At 57.5% G+C, this 19,438-nt stretch carries 14 protein-coding genes; 7 read left to right on the top strand and 7 right to left on the bottom strand.

Annotated elements, in window-relative coordinates; translation table 11 throughout:
* Positions 1-4 precede the first annotated feature (4 nt).
* The 7 genes from QWJ10_RS14365 to QWJ10_RS14335 are packed head-to-tail and all read left to right on the top strand — an operon-like array spanning position 5 to position 10,783.
* Entirely contained in the window at positions 5-943 is a 939-nt protein-coding gene (locus QWJ10_RS14365) for a DUF58 domain-containing protein (RefSeq protein ID WP_289927405.1), read from the top strand.
* Positions 940-1,437, top strand: a complete 498-nt coding sequence (locus tag QWJ10_RS14360; protein WP_125887934.1) for a DUF4381 domain-containing protein — start codon at positions 940-942, stop codon at positions 1,435-1,437. Before QWJ10_RS14365 ends, QWJ10_RS14360 begins: the two co-directional genes overlap by 4 nt.
* Positions 1,430-2,467, top strand: a complete 1,038-nt coding sequence (locus tag QWJ10_RS14355; protein ID WP_289927397.1) for a VWA domain-containing protein — start codon at positions 1,430-1,432, stop codon at positions 2,465-2,467. Before QWJ10_RS14360 ends, QWJ10_RS14355 begins: the two co-directional genes overlap by 8 nt.
* Complete coding sequence (locus QWJ10_RS14350; RefSeq protein WP_289927815.1) at positions 2,467-4,200, top strand: VWA domain-containing protein; 1,734 nt, start codon at positions 2,467-2,469, stop codon at positions 4,198-4,200. Before QWJ10_RS14355 ends, QWJ10_RS14350 begins: the two co-directional genes overlap by 1 nt.
* Complete coding sequence (locus QWJ10_RS14345) at positions 4,197-5,837, top strand: BatD family protein (protein ID WP_197870198.1); 1,641 nt, start codon at positions 4,197-4,199, stop codon at positions 5,835-5,837. Before QWJ10_RS14350 ends, QWJ10_RS14345 begins: the two co-directional genes overlap by 4 nt.
* Before the next feature lie 45 nt (positions 5,838-5,882).
* Positions 5,883-7,121 (top strand): exonuclease SbcCD subunit D C-terminal domain-containing protein, encoded by a 1,239-nt coding sequence (locus QWJ10_RS14340; RefSeq protein ID WP_289927395.1) that lies wholly within the window; start codon positions 5,883-5,885, stop codon positions 7,119-7,121.
* Positions 7,118-10,783, top strand: coding sequence for an AAA family ATPase (locus QWJ10_RS14335; protein ID WP_289927393.1), 3,666 nt, complete (start codon positions 7,118-7,120; stop codon positions 10,781-10,783). The genes QWJ10_RS14340 and QWJ10_RS14335 overlap by 4 nt, the downstream gene beginning before the upstream one ends.
* Positions 10,784-11,237: 454 nt before the next feature.
* Here QWJ10_RS14335 and pepN read toward each other — a convergent pair whose 3' ends face one another.
* The 7 genes from pepN to QWJ10_RS14300 all read right to left on the bottom strand — a co-directional run bounded on the left by pepN (position 11,238) and on the right by QWJ10_RS14300 (position 19,414).
* Positions 11,238-13,895 (bottom strand): aminopeptidase N, encoded by a 2,658-nt coding sequence (pepN, locus tag QWJ10_RS14330; RefSeq protein WP_289927391.1) that lies wholly within the window; start codon positions 13,893-13,895, stop codon positions 11,238-11,240.
* 47 nt (positions 13,896-13,942) lie between these two features.
* On the bottom strand, positions 13,943-14,770 hold the full coding sequence (locus QWJ10_RS14325; protein ID WP_289927388.1) for a DUF2797 domain-containing protein: 828 nt from the start codon (positions 14,768-14,770) through the stop codon (positions 13,943-13,945).
* Between the two features lie 76 nt (positions 14,771-14,846).
* The gene (locus QWJ10_RS14320; RefSeq protein ID WP_010797960.1) at positions 14,847-15,110 is read right to left on the bottom strand and encodes a DUF1315 family protein; all 264 of its coding nucleotides are present in this window, start codon (positions 15,108-15,110) and stop codon (positions 14,847-14,849) included.
* 122 nt (positions 15,111-15,232) lie between these two features.
* The gene (ccmI, locus tag QWJ10_RS14315; RefSeq protein ID WP_197870188.1) at positions 15,233-16,438 is read right to left on the bottom strand and encodes a c-type cytochrome biogenesis protein CcmI; all 1,206 of its coding nucleotides are present in this window, start codon (positions 16,436-16,438) and stop codon (positions 15,233-15,235) included.
* Positions 16,438-16,911, bottom strand: coding sequence for a cytochrome c-type biogenesis protein (locus QWJ10_RS14310; RefSeq protein WP_197870186.1), 474 nt, complete (start codon positions 16,909-16,911; stop codon positions 16,438-16,440). Before QWJ10_RS14310 ends, ccmI begins: the two co-directional genes overlap by 1 nt.
* Positions 16,908-17,444, bottom strand: a complete 537-nt coding sequence (locus QWJ10_RS14305; protein ID WP_125887926.1) for a DsbE family thiol:disulfide interchange protein — start codon at positions 17,442-17,444, stop codon at positions 16,908-16,910. Before QWJ10_RS14305 ends, QWJ10_RS14310 begins: the two co-directional genes overlap by 4 nt.
* A complete protein-coding gene (locus QWJ10_RS14300; protein WP_197870184.1) occupies positions 17,441-19,414 on the bottom strand; it encodes a heme lyase CcmF/NrfE family subunit in 1,974 nt (657 codons plus the stop codon). Before QWJ10_RS14300 ends, QWJ10_RS14305 begins: the two co-directional genes overlap by 4 nt.
* Positions 19,415-19,438: the final 24 nt, after the last annotated feature.

Genomic DNA, 19,438 nt, shown 5'->3' with positions numbered 1-19,438 from the left:
CACCATGGGCACGCCGCGCAGCGTCAGTATCAGCCTGACCGAGCTGATCGACATGAGACACCGCGTTCCAGAGGTCAAACTGTTTGCGGCCGCCGGGCGACGCAGCCCGCTCATTGGCGTTCACCATTCACGCCTACGGGGTCGCGGCGTGGACTTCGATCAGGTACGGGTGTATCAACCAGGCGACGACGTCCGCACCATCGACTGGCGTGTGACCGCCAGAAGCCGCGAGCCACATACCAAGCTGTTTCACGAGGAGCGTGAGCGCCCTGTCTATCTGCTGATTGAACAGAGCCAGCGCTTGTTCTTTGGCTCAGAGCGCGTGTTCAAATCGGTATTAGTGGCACAGGCAGCCGCCCTAATCGGCTGGTCCGTACTGGGTCACAGCGACCGCGTTGGCGGCATGGTTTTTGGTGATGACGGCTTTCACGACGTGCGTCCCCGGCGCAGCAAGCAAAACCTGCTGAGGTTGTTCGATCATCTGATCAAGGCCAATCACAGTCTTATGGACCAGACCGAACCCAAACTTCCGAGCGACGCCTTTTCATTGGTGCTGCGGCGCGCACGTGAAGTACTGCGTCCAGGCAGCATGGCATTGATCCTATGCGATGAGCGTAGCCTGAGCGAGGCCGCGGAGCAGCAACTGGCCCTGGCGTCTCGCCATACGGACCTGGTTCTGTTACCGGTCTCCGATCCGCTGGACCACCGTTTACCAGCAGCCGGATTTCTTCGCTTCGCCCAGCACGACACCGAGCTTGAAATCGACACCCTGAACGGCACGCTGTCGAACGCCTACCTGCAGCAGGCAAAACAGCGTCGGGAGCGCTGGACACGCCTAAGCCAGCGACTGGGTATCCCGCTGCTTCCGCTTTCTACTTCCCACGACCTGATTGAGCAGCTGCGCAAGCATCTGCACCAGCATCAGCCTGGCTACCAGCAATGAACCCGCTCGATCAATTGGCCCCTCTGGTCAGGCCCGAGCCCGTTTCGCTCTGGCCGTTGGCACCCGGCTGGTGGATAGCGCTGGTCATGTTAGTGGCGTTACCTACTGCAGCATTCATGGTATGGCGGCATCGGCGCCAGACGTCTGTGGAACAGCCTGTTTCAGAAGAAGAGCAACTGGAGGGGCCTCGCCGGGCGGCACTGCTTGAGCTGGCACAAATGCCCCGTCCCTATGGCGAATCCGCCGGGCCCTGGCTGCAAAGTCTCAATGCCCTGCTCAAACGGCTGTGCATGACCCGCTATCCCGACAGCCACTGCCAGACATTGAGCGGGCGCGCCTGGCTGGCCTTTCTCGACACCCGGTGTACGGCAGCTGGCCTGACACGCTGGATGGTCTTGGTAGAAGGCGCTTATCGCCCGGACTGCCGGTTGGACGACAAGACCATCGATGGCCTTTACGCCGCGGTCAGCATATGGATTCGCAAACATGTTTGAATTTGCCTGGCCGTGGATATTTTTCCTGGCACCCTTGCCCTGGGTGGCCAGGCTGATATTGCCGCCTACGCAAAGCCAGGAGTCAGCACTCAAGGTCAGTTTTCTGAAAGAACTTGAGCACCTTGCAGGACACCGCGCCCATACACGTCTGCCTGCCCTGAAGCGGCAGTTGCCGTTTGTATTGATCTGGGTGCTGCTTCTGGCAGCAACAGCTCGTCCCCAATGGGTGGGTTCACCCCTTCCGCTTCCTACCAGTGGCCGAGACATCTTGCTGGCCGTTGACGTGTCTGGCTCCATGGATTATCCCGACATGACCTGGAAGGGAGAAGACATCAGCCGCCTCACCCTGGTAAAGCATCTGATCGGCGATTTTATCGAAGGCCGCACGGGTGATCGCATCGGTCTTATCCTCTTTGGTTCGCAAGCTTATGTGCAGGCGCCGCTCACCTTTGATCGCCGGACGGTCCATGCCCTGCTCGATGAGGCCCTAGTAGGTATTGCAGGCAAGAACACCGCTATCGGTGATGCCATTGGCCTGGCGGTAAAGCATTTGAGGATGCGTCCGGAAAATAGTCGAGTCATGGTCTTGATTACGGATGGCGCCAATAACGGTGGCCGCGTCGATCCACTGATCGCTGCTCGCCTGGCCGCCGAAGAGCATGTACGGATCTATGCCATCGGGATTGGTGCCGACCCACAACAGGCCAGTCTCTCGAGCCTATTCGGTTTCAGCAGCCTGGATCTGGATGAGGACACACTAAAAGCCATTGCCAAGGAAACCGGAGGCCGCTATTTCCGTGCCCGTTCGCAGGAAGAGCTGTCTGCCATCTCGAATGAACTCAACAGCTTCGAGCCGATTGCACAACAGCCCACCCGTGTACGTCCAGCCAAAGCGCTCTTTTACTGGCCACTGAGTCTTGCTCTTCTGACCAGCCTGATCGCCGCTGCCTTGCATATCTGGCCGAAACCCTGGCGGCGTATTCCCCGGCTGCGTGCCTACGCACAGGCGCGCGGGAGGAGACAGACATGATGTCGCTGATTCCACACCTGTCGCGTCCTCTCTGGCTTCTGGCATTCCCCGTGCTGCTCTGGCTACTCTGGAAGCTGTGGCATCGTCCGCGTCGCGTAGGACATTGGCAACGGCTTTTGCCAACGGCATTTCACGAATGGCTGCTGACCACACCGTCCAGAGATACCCAACGCCTTCCGTTGTTACTGTTTAGTCTTGGCGCTGCGCTGGCAATCCTGGCATTGAGCGGCCCCAGCTGGCAGCGCGCCGAGCAGCCGGCTTATACACGTACCGATCCGCTGGTTATCGTGCTCGACATGACACCGGACATGCTGGCTTCGGACGTTTCCCCTTCTCGCCTGACTCAGGCCCAGCACACTATTCTGGACCTGCTGGCGGCTCGTCGGGATGCTGAAACTGCCATTGTCGTCTATGCCGGCAGCAGTCATGTCCTGGTCCCGCTGACCAACGATCTGCATACAGCACAAAACCTGCTGGAAGCCGTGCGTCCGGCGATCATGCCAGAAGCCGGCGAGCGTGCGGACTTAGCGGTACGCCAAGCACTGCTGCTACTCCGGCAAGGCAGCGGTACAGGAGGACGAGTCCTACTGATAACCAGCCAGCTCAGCACCCAGGAACAGAAAGGCATACGTGAAGCGCTGTCCAGCTATCGGGTTCCCTTGCTTATGCTGGGTATGGGGACACTTGAAGGTGCGCCGATGGCGCGGGAAGAAGGCGGCTATCTGACCGACAATCAGGGTAATATTCTGCTGTCACGCCTGGATGAGGCTACCTTGCTCCGCTTCGCTCAATCGGTGGGTGCGCAGTATCAGCGCCAACAGCCCAATGAGCGTGACCTCCGCGCGTTGGGTCTGCTCGACACACCAGACACCGTAGCCGAGCGACAAGAACAGGTACGCCTGGATGCCTGGGTCGACCAAGGCTACTGGCTGCTTATCCCCGTGCTGATTCTGGCTGCATGCGCAGGGCGAAAAGGCTGGCTCTTGTGTATACCGCTTTTGCTGTTTGTCATGCCACCTCCCGCTCACGCGTTTGCGTTCGAAGATCTCTGGTTGCGCAAGGATCAGCAAGGCGCCCGTTTGCTTGAAGCACAACGTCCTGACGAAGCCGCTCGACGGTTCGAGAATCGTGAATGGCGTGGTGTCGCCCAATACGAAGCAGGTCAATATGAAGAGGCTGCCAAAACCTTTGCCCAGGGCAACAGTGCGGTAGATCACTACAACCGCGCTAACGCCCTGGCCAAAGCCGGTCAATTGACTGGCGCGCTGGACGCTTATGACCAAGCACTCAGGCTGCAAAGCAATTTTCCCAAGGCCCTCCATAACAGAGCCCTGGTAGAAGCCTTGCTCAAACAGCAACAGGAACAGGCAACCGCTCAGGACACCACGCCCAATGAAGCAGGAAGTGACGACCAGCACAGTCAGTCCGACACCCAAGCCCAACCCTCACCGCAGAACAGTGACGCCACTGATGAGCCAAAGGCTGCGTCGAACCATGACGAATCAGGGCAGCCCGTTGGCCAAACCCCAGGCGAAGCCAGCGATAGCGAGGCCGTCGAGACCGAGGAAGAGAACGACGACCTTCTGTCCCAGCCTCACTCGAACGTACTGAGCGAGGAACGCAGGCAGTCACTGGAACAATGGCTAAGGGAAATACCAGACGATCCCGCAGAGTTGTTACGCCGCAAGTTCTGGTATCAGCAGCAACAAAAACAGGAAAATAGAACACCATGAGCCTAGTCCGTATTGCGCTCACCCTGCTTCTGCTGGTCAGCCTGGCTGGCTGGGGGGCAGACTTTACGGCTCGCGTGGACCATACCCAACTCGTACCTGGCGAGACCTTCGAGCTTGTCCTCGAATCAAGCGATCCGACGCTTTTCGGCAAACCGGATCTGTCCCCTCTGGAACCCCAGTTCGATATTCTCGGCACACGCCAGATCAACCAGTTGAGTACGGGACCCGATCAAAGCGAGCCTATCACCCGCTGGATCGTGACGCTTCAACCGCGGCAGCGCGGAATCGTAGTGATTCCCCCGCTGACCCTCAGTGGGGTGCGAAGCCAGCCGATTACGCTGCATGTCAACGAAACGTCGACACTCACCCCCAGCGCCCAGAACCTTGAGCCGGTCTTTATCGATGCTACGGTAGATCAAGAAACCGTTTATGTGCAGGCGCAGCTGGTCCTGACGCTACGCATCCTCCATTCCGTACCGCTTTACGATGACAGTAACCTCAGTACGCTGAGCATGCCATCAGCGCGCGTCGAGCCCTTGGGAGAGCCCAGGACGTATGAGCAGACCATTGGCGGCGTGAGACATGGTGTTATCGAGATCCGCTATGCCATTTTTCCGCAGCAAAGCGGTCCATTACGCATTCCCAGCCTGTCGTTCAGTGCCACGGCGGTTGATACCTCAACCAGTGGTCAGCAGTCGTCTCCGTTCAGCTCAAGGCCGGGTCGGGTAATACGCGTGGATACCAGCGAGATTCCCATTCAGGTCAAAGCCAAGCCTGCCGATTATCCTGCTGACGCACCCTGGCTACCGGCACGCCATATCGAGCTGAGCGAAGCGTGGAATCCCCAACCGGAAGAAGCGCGCCAGGGCGCCGTATTGACACGCCACCTTCTTCTCAAGGCAGAAGGCCTGTCCAGTGCACAGCTGCCGCCTCTGCCGCAGCCGACTGTAGACGGGCTTCGCCGCTATCCAGACCAGGCCAAGCTGACCAACGAAGTGCAGGACCAAAGCCTGGTCGGCAGTCGCGAGGAGCGGGAGGCGCTCGTACCCAACCGGAGCGGCGACATCACTCTACCTGCTCTGGAAGTTGTCTGGTGGAACACTCGGACCGACCAACTTGAGCGTACACAGCTACCTGCCCATACCCTTACCGTCGCTGCCGACCCGGCCCTAATGTCACCATCCCCAGGACAGGCCTCTACCAGTGTGAACGGGAAGCGACTACCTCTCTGGCCATGGCAGCTGGCCAGTTTTATTCTGCTTCTAACCACACTGTTGGGTTTCGGGCTATGGTGGCGAGCCCGCCAACTGCCCGCCATTATTAAAATGGCTCCTGCCGGCCCGAGCCCACGCACGCTGCTCGATGATTTGCGACGCGCCTGCCAGGCTAACGATCCGCATGCCACGCGTCAGGCGCTCGATGCCTGGGCTCGACAACAGCCAGAAACCCTGGCAGAAATGGCAGCCCGCTTCGATCCGCTTTCTGTCGCTCTGGATGACCTTAACGGCGCGCTTTACAGCGAAAGCGGACAGCACTGGCAAGGCGAGACACTGTGGCAGGCGTTCCAGGCTTTACCGCCCTCTACACAGCCCGTACAACAGGAGCCTGGCTCACTGCCACCGCTATACCCGCGCTGATGGTCCGGACGCAACGCCTCGACCACACGCCTGAACAGGAACACCATGCGTATTCTTCATACTTCCGACTGGCATCTTGGCCAGACTCTTCATGGTCAGGATCGCGACTTCGAGCACGCCTGTTTTCTCGATTGGCTGTTGGCACAACTCAAGACGCGCCGCCCCGATGCCCTGCTCATCGCTGGCGACGTCTTCGACACGATCAACCCGCCGGTCAAGGCGCAGGAGCGCCTCTATGACTTTATCGTACAGGCACACCTGGCGCTTCCTACGCTAACGGTGGTGATGATTGCAGGCAACCATGACTCCGGAGCCCGGATCGAACTTCCCGCTCCGCTCATGCGCAGCCTGCGGACCCATGCGTTAGGCCGAGTGCTTTGGCTGGATGACGGCTCGCTGGATGCCAGGCGGCTAATGGTTCCGCTTACCGATGCAAACGGCGCGATTAGAGCCTGGTGCCTAGCCCTACCTTTTTTACGACCGGCAGAAGTAACAGGGGGAAGTGACGGTACCTATATGGAGGGTATCGCCAAGGTACACGCAGAGCTGATTGCCCACGCTGAAACACGTCGCACACCAGGCCAGGCTCTTATCGCCATGAGCCACGCACACCTGGCGGGAGGCCAGATATCGGAGGATTCAGAGCGCAACATTATTGTTGGTAATGCCGAAGCTCAACCTGCCTCTCTGTTTCCCCCAAGCATTGCCTATGTGGCATTGGGTCATTTGCATAAGCCGCAAAAGGTAGCCAAGCAGGAGCGTATCCGGTACAGCGGATCTCCCCTTCCCCTCTCGTTCGCGGAAATGGACTATCCTCACCAGATTCTTGATGTTCAGTTCGAAGGAGAAGCGCTCAAGACTGTCGAGAGCATTCGGATCCCGCGAGCCGTGGACATGGTGCGCCTGGGCCCTGCACCACTGGCAGATATCCTTGAGCATCTCAAAAGCCAATCCGAAATCGACCTCTTCAATACCCCCGAAAGCCACTTGGCTCCCTGGCTCGAAGTCAGAGTCATACTCGACGCACCCCAACCCGATCTACGGCAGCGGCTGGAGTCTGCTCTTGAAAGAAAATCGCTGCGCCTCGTACGGATCGGCGTGCAATACGCGGGAGCCGTCAGTACTTCCAGCGAGTCGCCGGAGCTGGTGGCGCTGGAGCAACTGACGCCACAAGAGCTTTTCAGCCGTGCCTGGCAGGATACCTATGGGCAAGTGCCAGAATCGTCCACACTGGACGATTTTGCCCAGTTGCTTGAAGACATCGCACTGGGAGAACAGGCATGAAGATTCTGGCCGTTCGCCTGAAAAACCTCGCCTCTCTTGCCGGCCCGCATGAGCTGGACTTCACCGCTGAACCCCTTGCCAGCACCGGCTTGTTTGCCATTACCGGCCCAACCGGTTCAGGCAAGAGCACACTGCTGGATGCCCTTTCGCTAGGGCTGTTTGGTGAGGTGCCACGCCTTAGCAATGTGCGCAAGGAAGCCAAGGTGCCAGACGGCGATAACGAGATTGCTACAGGCGATCCGCGTACCCTTCTTCGCCGCGGTAGCGGTGCAGGCTATGCTGAAGTGGACTTTCTGGGTATCGACGGTTACCGCTACCGTGCACGCTGGGAAGCCAATCGCGCTCGAGACAGAGCGGATGGAAAGCTGCAGCCCAGCCGCCAGAGCCTGCGGAACCTGGACACGCAGCAGCTGTTGGCAGCCGACAAGAAAGCCGAATTCAAAACCCAGCTTGAGCAGCGCCTGGGCCTTACCTTTGAACAGTTCACCCGCGCAGTGCTACTGGCGCAAAGCGAGTTCAGCGCCTTTCTGAAAGCGGACGACAACGGCCGCAGCGAACTCTTGGAAAAACTGACCGATACTGCGATCTATAGCCAGCTTGGCCGACGCGCCTTCGAACGGGCGAAACAGGCTCGGCAATCCCTTGATCAACTGGAACAGCAAGCAGGTGGTATCCGCCCCCTGGACGACGCTGGCCGCACAGCACTCGAAACCCAATGCCAGAGCACGCTGGAAGTCTTGGCCCGCATTCAGGTCGAGCTTGGTGAGGTGGAACAGCAGCAGCGCTGGTTAAGGGATTTGAAGCGATTGGAGCAGGAACTTGCTCAGGCCCAGACAACGCGTACAACAGTGCAGCAGCAACACGATGAGCATACAGAGGTGCGCCAGACGCTTCATTGGCTTGATCAGTTGCTACCACAGCGTCATCGCTATCAGCAGAAGGCGCAGCTTGAGCATGACATGGGCCAGCTGGCGGCCCACCTCATACAGCTTGAACAGCAGAAGCAAGCGCTTGAACAACGCCTGGACGAGTTGACAGAACGCCAGCAGCACGCTCAAACCCGTCGCCAAACCGCGGAAGAAGCCCTGCATCAAAGTGCCGATTCACTGCAACAGGCTTTTCAGGAAGAGAACGACCTCAGCCGCCTCAAGATCGACGTCCAGCAGACCCGCGAGGCGTGGCGTCAAGAAGACTCGTTTCAACGCGAATCCCTGACAAGGATCAATGCCTTGGCAACTACCGAGGTGGAGCAACGTCAGGCACTGGAGCAGATAGCCACACAGCTCCAGGCAAGCGAGACACTGTCAGCATTATGTGATGCCTGGTCAGCCTACCGCCCCCGCCTTCAGCAGAACCTGCAGCTCGGCGAGCGCTTGGCGGGGTCCCGCCTGCGCATTCCCCAGTTACAGGCTGCTGTAAAAAAAGCCCAGGAAGAGGCCGATACTTATCAGACAGCCATCCAGACGCTCCAGCAGGAATCCGGCGCGGAAGGCAACCTGAGCGAGCAAATCCAGGCGCTGACGCAACAGCAACAGGCCAGCCGCCCCCTGCTCAGCTCACTGGAACGACTCATCTATCTCTGGCAACAAGGAGAAGAGCTCGAAGGCTATTGGCTCAGTAATCAGGAAAAGCAGACAGCGCTCTTGCAGGAGCGGGCCCACACCATAGCCGAGGGTAAACGCGCCGCTGCAGAGCACGCCGAAGCCGAGCGCGACCTCAAGCTCACCCTTGCCGTACTTGAGCGGCAACGGCTGATGCGCAGCGTAAGCGTGGAAAAGCTGCGTGCCCAACTCGTAGAAGGCGAGCCCTGCCCTGTGTGCGGCAGCCAGGAGCATCCTTTTCATCAGGAGAGTGTTCTGGCAAAGGCTATAGCCTCCCATGAAGCTCGGGAAGAAGAGCAGGCTCGACTGCATGTGCAACGGCTGTACGAACGCCTGATTGGTCTACGAAGCGCTGTTGCCGGTCTGAATGAACGACTCAAGGATCTCAAGCAGCAAGAAGAACAGCTGACCGCACAGCAGTTGGGAATACATGAGCAGCTGCGAGGCCATCCGGAAGGCAAGACACTTCTCGCCCAACCTGAGGAGCATCGCTCTTTCTGGCTGAACGAACAATTGACAGCACTCAGCAAGCGCATCCAGACCGAAGAAACGCGCCTGCAGTTCCTATTGAATCATCAGCAAAAAATCGATGGCTTACAGGAGCGTTGGCAAACCGCCCGCGAGCGTAGCCAGCAGGCCGCATGGGAGTTGGAAGAACACCTGAAAGCCATCCAGCAGGATGAGCTTCGACACGCTCAGGAGCTGGCTGAGCTCACTGCACTACTGCCTGCACCCTGGCTGGAACATTGGCAACAGCAGCCCCAGTCTACGTTTACGCGCCTGGAAGCGCTTATAGAAGCCCGACACCATCACCTGCTACGCAAACAGGAGCTGGAAAAGACGTTGACGACCTGCACGTTCGACCTCGAGCGTGAGCGTTATCAACAGCAGACCAGACTTCAGCAGCACGAAAAGCTTTCCAGTCTGCTGGCAACACTGGAAGAACAATTGACGAGTGGTCAGCTGCGCCTTCAGACAACATTGGGTGAACATGCCAGCCCCCATGCCTGGCAACAGGCGTTGAACCAATCCGTTGAACAGGCACGCCAAGCAGAGAGTCAAGCCAGGGAAGCCTGGAGTGAGGCCAATCTGAGCCATGAGCAATTACGCCATACTGTTGAGCTCAAGCGAGGCGAAGCGCAAAAGCTGGACTCCGCACATGGTCTACTTCTCGTCGAGCTTGAGGCCTGGCAGGCCCAGCACAGTACGCTTGACGAGACACTGCTGACTCGACTGCTGGGTATCAATGACCGTGAGCACACTGCCTTACGCCAGCAGATGCAGACCCTGGAACGGGCTGTCAATGAGGCTGACGTGGTCGTTCAAGAGCGTGAAAAACGTCTGGCAGCCCACCGGACCGAGCGGTCCGACATTCCTGAGCAGGAGACACTGGAGCAGCGCTGGACAGAGCTGAGCCAACTCAACCAGGCCTCTCAGGAACGCCATGCCGAACTACGGGCTGAAATCGCTGAAGACAACCGTCGGCGCACACAAAGCGCTGAGTTGCTGAACGCGATCGGGAGCGCTCGCGCGGAGTACCTGCGCTGGGCCAGGCTGGACGAGCTGATCGGCTCTGCCGATGGTCATACCTTCCGCAAGATTGCTCAAGGCTACAATCTGGATCTGCTGATCCATCATGCCAATGCTCAACTCCAGCAGCTGGTCCGCCGCTATCGGCTCAAGCGAGGCGGCAGTGCGCTAGGGCTCTTGGTTATGGATACCGAAATGGGCGATGAGCTGCGCTCGGTACATTCTCTGTCCGGTGGAGAAACATTTCTCGTTTCACTGGCACTGGCCCTCGGTCTCGCCTCCATGGCGTCGACTAACCTGAAGATCGAGTCGCTGTTTATTGATGAAGGCTTTGGCAGCCTTGACCCTGATTCGCTACAGCTTGCCATGGACGCGTTGGACGGACTACAGGCTCAAGGCCGCAAGGTTGCTGTCATTTCCCATGTCCAGGAAATGCATGAGCGTATTCCTGTCCAGGTACAGGTATGCAAACAGGGCAACGGACTGAGCACGTTAAGAATCCAGGGGCCGACGCCTCGCTTTATTGACTAAGCCATGCTGCCAGGCATCACCGTCCAGTGGCGCTCACACGAACCGAGCGTCACTCGTGATCGTTTTATTTTTTTCAAACGTCTGGCTATCCGCTGGGCGCACATCCGGGAGCAGTGACTGAAGCACGATTCCTTTAGGAAACGTTTCTTAAACGTATGTCCTACAGGTTTTTGCGGTTTCGAACAGATTGCAATCAGCCCCGCTGACGGGTCAGCTGTACGGCGATTGGCGCAAAGGTATCTCATGTCGATACCCAAGCGTTATGGAGCGACACCAGGGAAAGTCCGCGCGACCAGAATGCTAGGAAAGAATAAACATCACTTATGGCAGAAGCGTGCAAGCGGTAGCGAACTCGCCGGAACTGTCACGGCAAGCGCCCGCCTGCTCATCACTCTATAGGCATCAGCCGGAAGTAGCAGGCCCATCCTTCAGGCCTGCTACCCAAGCATTTACGTTATGCCAAGCTCTTGCTTACCACTTCATACACATCGCTCGAGAGCTGACCGCTTGCCATGATCCGCTCCAGTTCCCCACGCATGAGTTGCTGGCGGGATTCATCGTACTTGCGCCAGCGGGTCAACGGCGTTAGCAGGCGGGATGCAATCTGCGGATTCAAGGCATTGAGCGTAATGATCTGATCAGCCAGGAAGCGATAACCGCTGCCGTCCTTTTGATGGAAATTAATCAGGTTCTGGTTGGCGAAGGCGCCGATAAGTGCACGAACCTTGTTGGGGTTCTTCAAGGTGAAGGCAGGATGCCCCATCAATGCCTTGACGCGGTCCAAACCACCCGGACGGTAACTGGCCGCCTGCACACTGAACCAGGAGTCCATGACAAGCGGATCATTCTTGTAGCGCTCGGCAAAGCGCTCCAGCACCTCGGTCTTCTCTGCCTCGAAGTCGGAGTTTACCAAGGCTGACAGCGCCGCCAGGCGTTCCGTCATGTTGTCACAGTTGTCGAACTGCTCCTGAGCCGCTGCAACCACTTCCGGCTTGCGGCTCAGCATGAGATAGCCTAGTGCGATGTTCTGCAAACTGCGGCGGGCAATATGATCCGCCTGGGCAACATACGGCGTATTGCGTGAGGTTTCGCGGTTCGCCTGATAGCGCTTCCAAAGCGGCTCATACAACGCCTTAACCAACTCATTACGAGCGAAGTCACGGGCAGCATGGATAGCATCGATATCGGCGACCTCAGACAGCTCGACCAGATACGCCTCCGTTGGAAGCGCCAGCATTTCTGCCACCATAGCCTGATCCAGGCGCTCGTCTTCCAGTACCGTGCGCAGCGCCTCGACAAGACGCTGGTCGAGTACCATCACCTCACCCTTCTGCTGTTGAACGATCAGCTCCTGCAAGACCTGTACAGCCAGTTGCTGACCAGCATCCCAACGATTGAACCCGTCGGAATCGTGCTGCATGAGGAACATCAGCTGCTCACGCGTATAGGGGAAGCTAAGCTTGACCGGTGCGGAGAATCCGCGCAGCAATGAGGGCAGCGGTTTTTCCGTAATACCTTCGAACGTAAAGGACTGCTCGGCCTCGGTTACGGCAATCACGCGATCCGTTACAGCGTCTTCCGTCTCACCAGCAAGGCGTAGCGGCAATTCTTGCCCTTGCCCTCCCAACAGCCCTAACTTGACCGGAATTACGAAGGGCTCCTTGGTGGGCTGGCCAGGGGTTGGCGGGCAGCTCTGGCGGAAGGTCAGCGTATAGGTTTTGGCCTGTTCATCAAAGGCTTCAGCCACCTCCAGACGCGGTGTACCGGACTGGCTGTACCAGCTTTTGAACTGAGTGAAGTCGGCGTCGTTAGCATCTTCCAAGGCCTTGACGAAATCCTCGACAGTGACCGCCTGGCCATCATGGCGCTCGAAGTACAGATCGGTCCCCTTGCGGAAACCATCTGCACCTAACAGGGTGTGCAGCATGCGCACCACCTCAGCACCCTTTTCATAGACAGTCAGGGTGTAGAAATTGGAGATCTCGATAAAGGAATCCGGGCGCACCGGGTGTGCCATCGGACCGGCGTCCTCTGCGAACTGATTGGTCCGTAGAAAAGCCACGTCCTCGATACGCTTGACTGTTTCCGAGTTCATGTCGGAGGAGAATCCGGCATCACGGAATACGGTGAAGCCTTCCTTCAGGGACAGCTGGAACCAGTCACGGCAAGTGACACGGTTACCCGACCAGTTATGGAAGTATTCATGGGCAACGATAGCCTCGACCCGCTGATGCGCGGCGTCTGTGGCAGTGTCCGGGCTTGCCAGAACAGCGCTGGAATTGAAAATGTTCAGCCCTTTGTTTTCCATGGCGCCCATGTTGAAGTCGTTCACCGCAACGATCATGAAAATATCCAGATCGTACTCGCGGCCATAGACTTCCTCATCCCAGCGCATTGAGCGCTTGAGGCTGTCCATGGCATGCTGCAGCTTGCCTATGTTTTCCGGCTCCACATAGATCCGCAGGGCTACGTCGCGTCCGCTTCCTGTGGTGTATGTATCCTCAATACACCAGAGGTCACCGGCTACCAGCGCGAACAGGTAGGACGGCTTCTTGAAGGGATCTTCCCAGGTCGCCCAGTGACGTCCGCCCTCTTCCTCACCGTTGGCAATCGGATTGCCATTGGAAAGCAGGATCGGATACTTGACCTTGTCCGCCTTGATGGTTGTGGTAAATACGCTCATCACATCCGGGCGGTCGAGGTAGTAGGTGATCTTGCGGAAACCCTCGGCCTCGCACTGCGTACAGAACATCTTGCCAGAGGTATACAGGCCTTCCAGCGCCGTATTGGTTTCCGGATGGATGCGTACAGTGGTGCTGAGAGTGAAGTTGTTGCCACAGGGCTGGATCGTCAGGTGATCGGACTCGATCTGATACTCATTAGGCGTCTGGGGCTCGGCATTGACCGATAGGCTCAACAGCTCAAGCTCTTCCCCCTGCAAAACAAGGGGTGGCAGACCGGCGCCTCGGTCAGGGTTACGCCGCATATGCAACTCGGCATGAACGAGCGTATGGTCATCGAACAGCTCGAACGTGAGATGCGTCTCGTCAATGAGGTACTCAGGGGCCTGATAGTCCTTGAGATGTATCGTCTTCGGTTGCTCGGTGCGCATGACGTAACCCTTATGCTAATTCACGACGGCGGTTGTACCGCGGCGGCTTAATGATGCACGGCCAGCTGGTAAGCTGTGTATTTGCGAATATTAATGACCCCGGTATCAAACATCAGATATTGACCCTTGATACCAAGCAGTGTGCCTTCTACTACAGGCGTCTTCTCCAGATCGTGGCTAACAATCTTGGCGGGATACACCGTAACCGGATAATGAATCTGAAGCGGCTCCATGTCGACTATTGGTTGGATCGCCTGCAGGCCAAAACGCTCCTGAAGCACGTGCATCCCTTGCGCACAGGCATCCAGAATCTGGTCGCGCAGCGCAGCGAGGTCCGCCTGCTCTGCCTCTCCCTTGAGCATAGCGCGCCAGTTGGTGCGGTCTCCTACCTGGCTACGAAAAAGATCCTCCACCAGACCCGATTGCTGCCGGGTAGCCACACGCAAGATGGCTAGCGCCTGATGAGCACCCTGGTCGATCCAGCGAGTAGGTATCTGATTGGCACGCGTAATACCGACCTTAAGCCCTGAGGAGTTGGCCAAGTAGACGATATGGGGCGTCATGCAAAAAGACTCTCCCCACTCCGGCTCGCGACAGGTGCCATGCTCGAAATGGCACTTCTCAGGACTCATCATGCAGCTATCGCACTGGGCAAGGGAGGTAAAACAGGGATAACAGTAACCCTGACCGAAGCTCTTCTTGGTCTTGCGGCCACAATGGGTGCAATGGATTTCACCCAGGTACTCCAGACGGATTCTTTCGCCAATCAGCGGATTGACGGGAACCTCTGTTTCGCCCAGGCGAAACGAATACTGCACGGGCTCGCCGAGACGCACCGTCATCTTGCTTAGCGCGCCGCGCCCTAACTCTGTCATGGTGTTGCACTACCTTTTAAAATGAAAGCGCCACGGCTGTAGGGCCGCGGCGCTTGGAACTGCGGTGATGCGAAGATCAGTGAATCGCGTCGGACTTGAAGAGAAGATTGGGAATCGGCTCGGACTTTGAGCTGCATTCCTGTGGTCCCATGTAGCCGACTCGCTGGTCCTCCGGGACATGCCTGGCCTCATAGGCAATGACTGCCTGCAAACTGAGCTCGACCTGCTCGCGCGTCAGCTTGCGGCCATCCGGCCATTTACCGATTTCTACGGCGCGTTTTAGGTTCTCGTAGATTTCCGGCGTGATGTTATCGAGCATCTGGGCAAAGGGTGTGGACATGCTCCCGCTCCTGCTAAGTAGAAATACCGGCAAATAAAGGCTTAAGTGTAGCGGGAGGCGAATGCTTGCGCACAGCCATCCGGCAAGGCATGGCCCCTCCTGCAAGAAGCCATGCAAATATTCTATTTGGCGTCGGGCTGCGTTATTTTCAACTGCTGCGGCTGGGCATCTTTCACCGCAATCGGCTTGCTAAGCGCAACCCACTCACCTGACGTCGGATTTCCCTGTCGAGAGATACGCGCAACCAGCTGAACCTGATCAAAACCTGACAGCTTCAGCTGCGGCATCATCGCATCTGCGTCACTCAGCGATACCCTGGCAGGCAGGTCCGCTACTGTCAGACGCTTTACTGCCAATGGCATGGGTGGCCCTGATACAGCGCGGGCAAACACGAACACGGTATCACTCGCCTTGACACGTGAGCTCACGCCTGGATCAAGACTTACCGTGACGCTCAGGGTAGCTGATTGAGTAGCACTGACTGAAGATGCAGCTTCGCCGCTAGCGGCCATATAGCGCCGGGCCCGCTCGATACCACTTTGGATAGCCTTACGGGACGGATCACCAGTAGGCAGCTGATCGACCAAGGTTTGCCAATGAGTGATTGCACCGGCGTAATCCTTCTGCTCGAACGCCGCTATGCCCAGGAGCCCAAGCGTAGTCACCTCCTTGGGATTGGCCTTGAGCGCTTCGTCAGCCAACGTCTTGACCTCCGGGGTCAAGACTTTACCGTCCGCAAAATACTGCGCCTGCGCCAGCTGCCCTAGCAGCTCAGGTTGACGTCCGGCCTGCTGGACTGCCTGGGTAAACGCATGAGCAGCCTCGCTAAAACGCTCCTGGCTCATATAGGTACGACCCAGCAGATACCAGCCTTCAGAAGACTCAGGCTGGACGGCAACCGCGCGCTCTAGCCGGGAAGTCATTTCATCCATGGAGCGCGGCGGCTGGCTGAACTCGCGAGTGAGCTCGACCCGGTCGCTGGCACCCCAATGCAGGTAGAGTCCAAGCCCAACGAGCGGAACGATTAACGCCACAATCAACGGCGCAGCGCGCCCGCCTTTAGCGCTTGTGGCGTCAGTGTCTGCCTGCTGAGTGTCGGAAAGCAGCTCACGTGTAGCTTCGGAGCGGGCTTCTTCCCACTGCTCAGCAGTCAACAAGCCTGCAGCGTGTTGCTGGGAGAGCTCTGTCAGTCGCTCCTCGTAAAGCTCAACGTTGACGGCGGCACGGTCTTTACCAGAGGCAACGTGCTGACGGCGTATCGCGGGAATCAGGAGGAAGCCCAAGGCAACGAGCAGCAGCAGCCCTATGGCGAGCCAGAAATCGATCATCAGGAATCTTTCTTTTTCAGAAGTGATGCAAGGCGTGCCTGCTCATCGGCAGACAATGGAGCATTGGATGGCAAGGTTTGTTGCTGGCGACGTCGAACAATGATCAGGATGATACAGAACCCTAAGATTAAAAACGCAGCCGGCCCATACCAAAGCAGCCAGGTCCGCTGTTCAACAGGCGGCCTGTACATGACGAACTCACCATATCGCGCCACCAGATAGTTGATGATCTGCTCATCGCTTTTACCTTCGCTCATCAGACGATGAATCTCTCCTCGCAAATCAGCGGCGATGGGTGCATTCGAGTCGGCAAGGTCCTGGTTCTGGCACTTCGGGCAGCGCAATTCACGCGTCAGTGCTTGAAAGCGCTCGCGCTCGGCATCGTTTGTGTACGCGAAGGTTTCGATGGCGGCCTGTGCAACGCCTATCCATACAAACAGCAATAATAACGATGCTCCTATCCGGCGGATCATGGCGCCTCCATGAGCTGCTGGTAACGCGGCGCCAGCTCATCACGCCACACCTGTTGGCTTACAATGCCTACATGTTTGTAGCGGATGACGCCTTTGCTATCGATCAGATAGGTTTCCGGTGCGCCGTATACACCCAAGTCCAGACCCAGGCTGCCTTTGTCATCGCGAACGTTGAGCTGATAAGGGTTGTGGAATTCCTTCAGCCACCTTAATGCGCTGGCATTATCGTCCTTGTAATTGATGCCGTAGATGGTGATGCCCTGATCCTTGAGCGTATTCAGAACAGGATGCTCCTCCCGGCATGCGACACACCAGGTGCCCCATACATTGACCAGGGCTGGCTTGCCTTGAAAATCAATCTGAGTCAGGGTTCGGCCGGGGTCGTCAACAGCAGGCAATGAGAACGCCGGCAGTGGTTTGTCGATCAGTGCGGACGGTAGCTCGGATGGATTCAGATACAGGCCCTTGAACAAAAAGCCAGCCATGGCGAGAAAAAGGACGAGTGGAATCAGCAGAACCAGGCGACGCTTCATGCCTGCGCCTCCTTGAGCCCCAGGGACCGACTGGCACGCTGGCGCACCTTGAGTCGATAACGTTTGTCCGACATGGAAAGTAGTCCACCTAGCGCCATCAGCACGCCTCCCAGCCATATCCAGCGTACGAATGGCTTGATATGGATGCGGACTGCCCAGGCCCCGTCTTCCAACGGCTCACCAAGCGCCACGTATAAATCACGCATAAGCCCTGCATCGATGCCTGCCTCGGTCATGACCGAGCGCTGTACTACATAAAGACGCTTTTCCGGATGCAGAACCGCAACATTCTGATTGCCTTTCGAGACCCGCAGAGTGCCATAGTCCGACTTGAAGTTAGGCCCCTCGAAATGCTGAGCGCCATCGAAAATGAAGTGATAACCTGCCAGCTCGACCGACTCCCCTGGCACCATGCGCAGGTCGCGCTCAGCGGAGAACTGGGTAGAGAGCACTATCCCTAATGCCGACACCGCAAGCCCCAGATGGGCAGCCTGCATCCCCCAGTAACTGCGGCCGAGGCTGCGAATACCCTTGAGCCAACCTTTATGGCGCGTCTTGTCCTGGAGATCGCGAAGGCCAGCCAGTACAACCCAGGACGCCAACGAGCACGCCGCCAGCACCACCCAATGAAAGTCGCCCAGCATGAACGCTGCCAGCACGCCGAGAACAACGCTGACAATAAGTATTGGCATGAGCATGCCCTGCAACCAGCGCACAGGGGTGCTCTTCCAGCGCACCAGTACGCCGATTGCCAGTGCAATCATCAGTATGACCATTAGCGGTACAAACAGGGCATTGAAATAAGGCGGACCAACAGACAGCTTGGCACCGCTTAGCGCATCAATGACCAGCGGATACAGCGTACCTAGCAGGATCATGGACGCCGCTACGACCAGAATGAGGTTATTGATCAGCAGGAGCGTTTCCCGAGACCACAACTCAAATCCAACCTGACTTTTAACAACAGGTGCCCGCAGGGCAAACAGGGTTAACGAGCTGCCTACCACGACCAGAAGGAAGGCAAGGATAAACACCCCACGGGTGGGATCTGAAGCAAACGCATGGACAGAGGTCAGCACGCCTGAGCGAACCAGGAACGTACCCAGAAGACTCAAGGAAAACGCAGCAATTGCTAGCAATACCGTCCAGCTCTTGAAGACTCCACGTTTTTCCGTGACGGACAACGAATGGATAAGCGCTGTCCCGACCAGCCACGGCATGAATGATGCGTTTTCTACCGGGTCCCAGAACCACCAGCCCCCCCAACCCAGCTCGTAATAGGACCACCAGGAACCCAGGACAATACCAATACCTAGGAATGTCCAGGCCACCAGCGTCCAAGGCCGGGACCAGCGGGCCCAGGCCGCGTCTAGACGCCCGCCCAGCAAGGCCGCGATGGCAAAGGCAAAGGCGACGGAAAACCCCACGTAGCCCATATACAACATAGGCGGGTGCACAATCAGCCCAACATCCTGCAACAAGGGATTCAGGTCATTTCCATCCACAGGCGACTGGGGCAGCAGGCGTGAGAATGGATTGGACGTCATGATCAGGAACAATAAGAAACCTGAGCTGATCATTCCCATGATGGACAGGACCCGCGTCAGCATGTCTTCGGGCAATTGCCGGGAGAAGATGGAAACAGCAAACGTCCAGCCGCCAAGGATCAGAGCCCATAGCAGCAGCGATCCCTCATGCGCACCCCAGACTGCACTGAATTTGTAGTACCAGGGCAATAGACTGTTTGAGTTCTCCGCCACATAGGTCACTGAGAAGTCGTTCGTCAGGAATGACCAGGTCAGGCAGCCAAATGAAAAAAGAAGGAAAGCGAATTGTCCCCAGGCCGCCGGCCGCGCAAGCCCCATCCATTGCCGGTTGCCTCGCCATGTGCCCAGCAAGGGAAACGTCGACTGGACCACAGCCATGCACAGCGCAAGTATCAGAGCCAGGTGGCCTAGTTCAGGAATCATGAATTTCTCGCATTACACTAAAAA

The sequence above is a fragment of the Pseudomonas sp. WAC2 genome, assembly GCF_030403525.1.
GTDB classification, from domain to species: Bacteria; Pseudomonadota; Gammaproteobacteria; order Pseudomonadales; family Pseudomonadaceae; genus Chryseomonas; species Chryseomonas luteola.
This window is presented reverse-complemented; position numbering and strand designations above follow the sequence as displayed.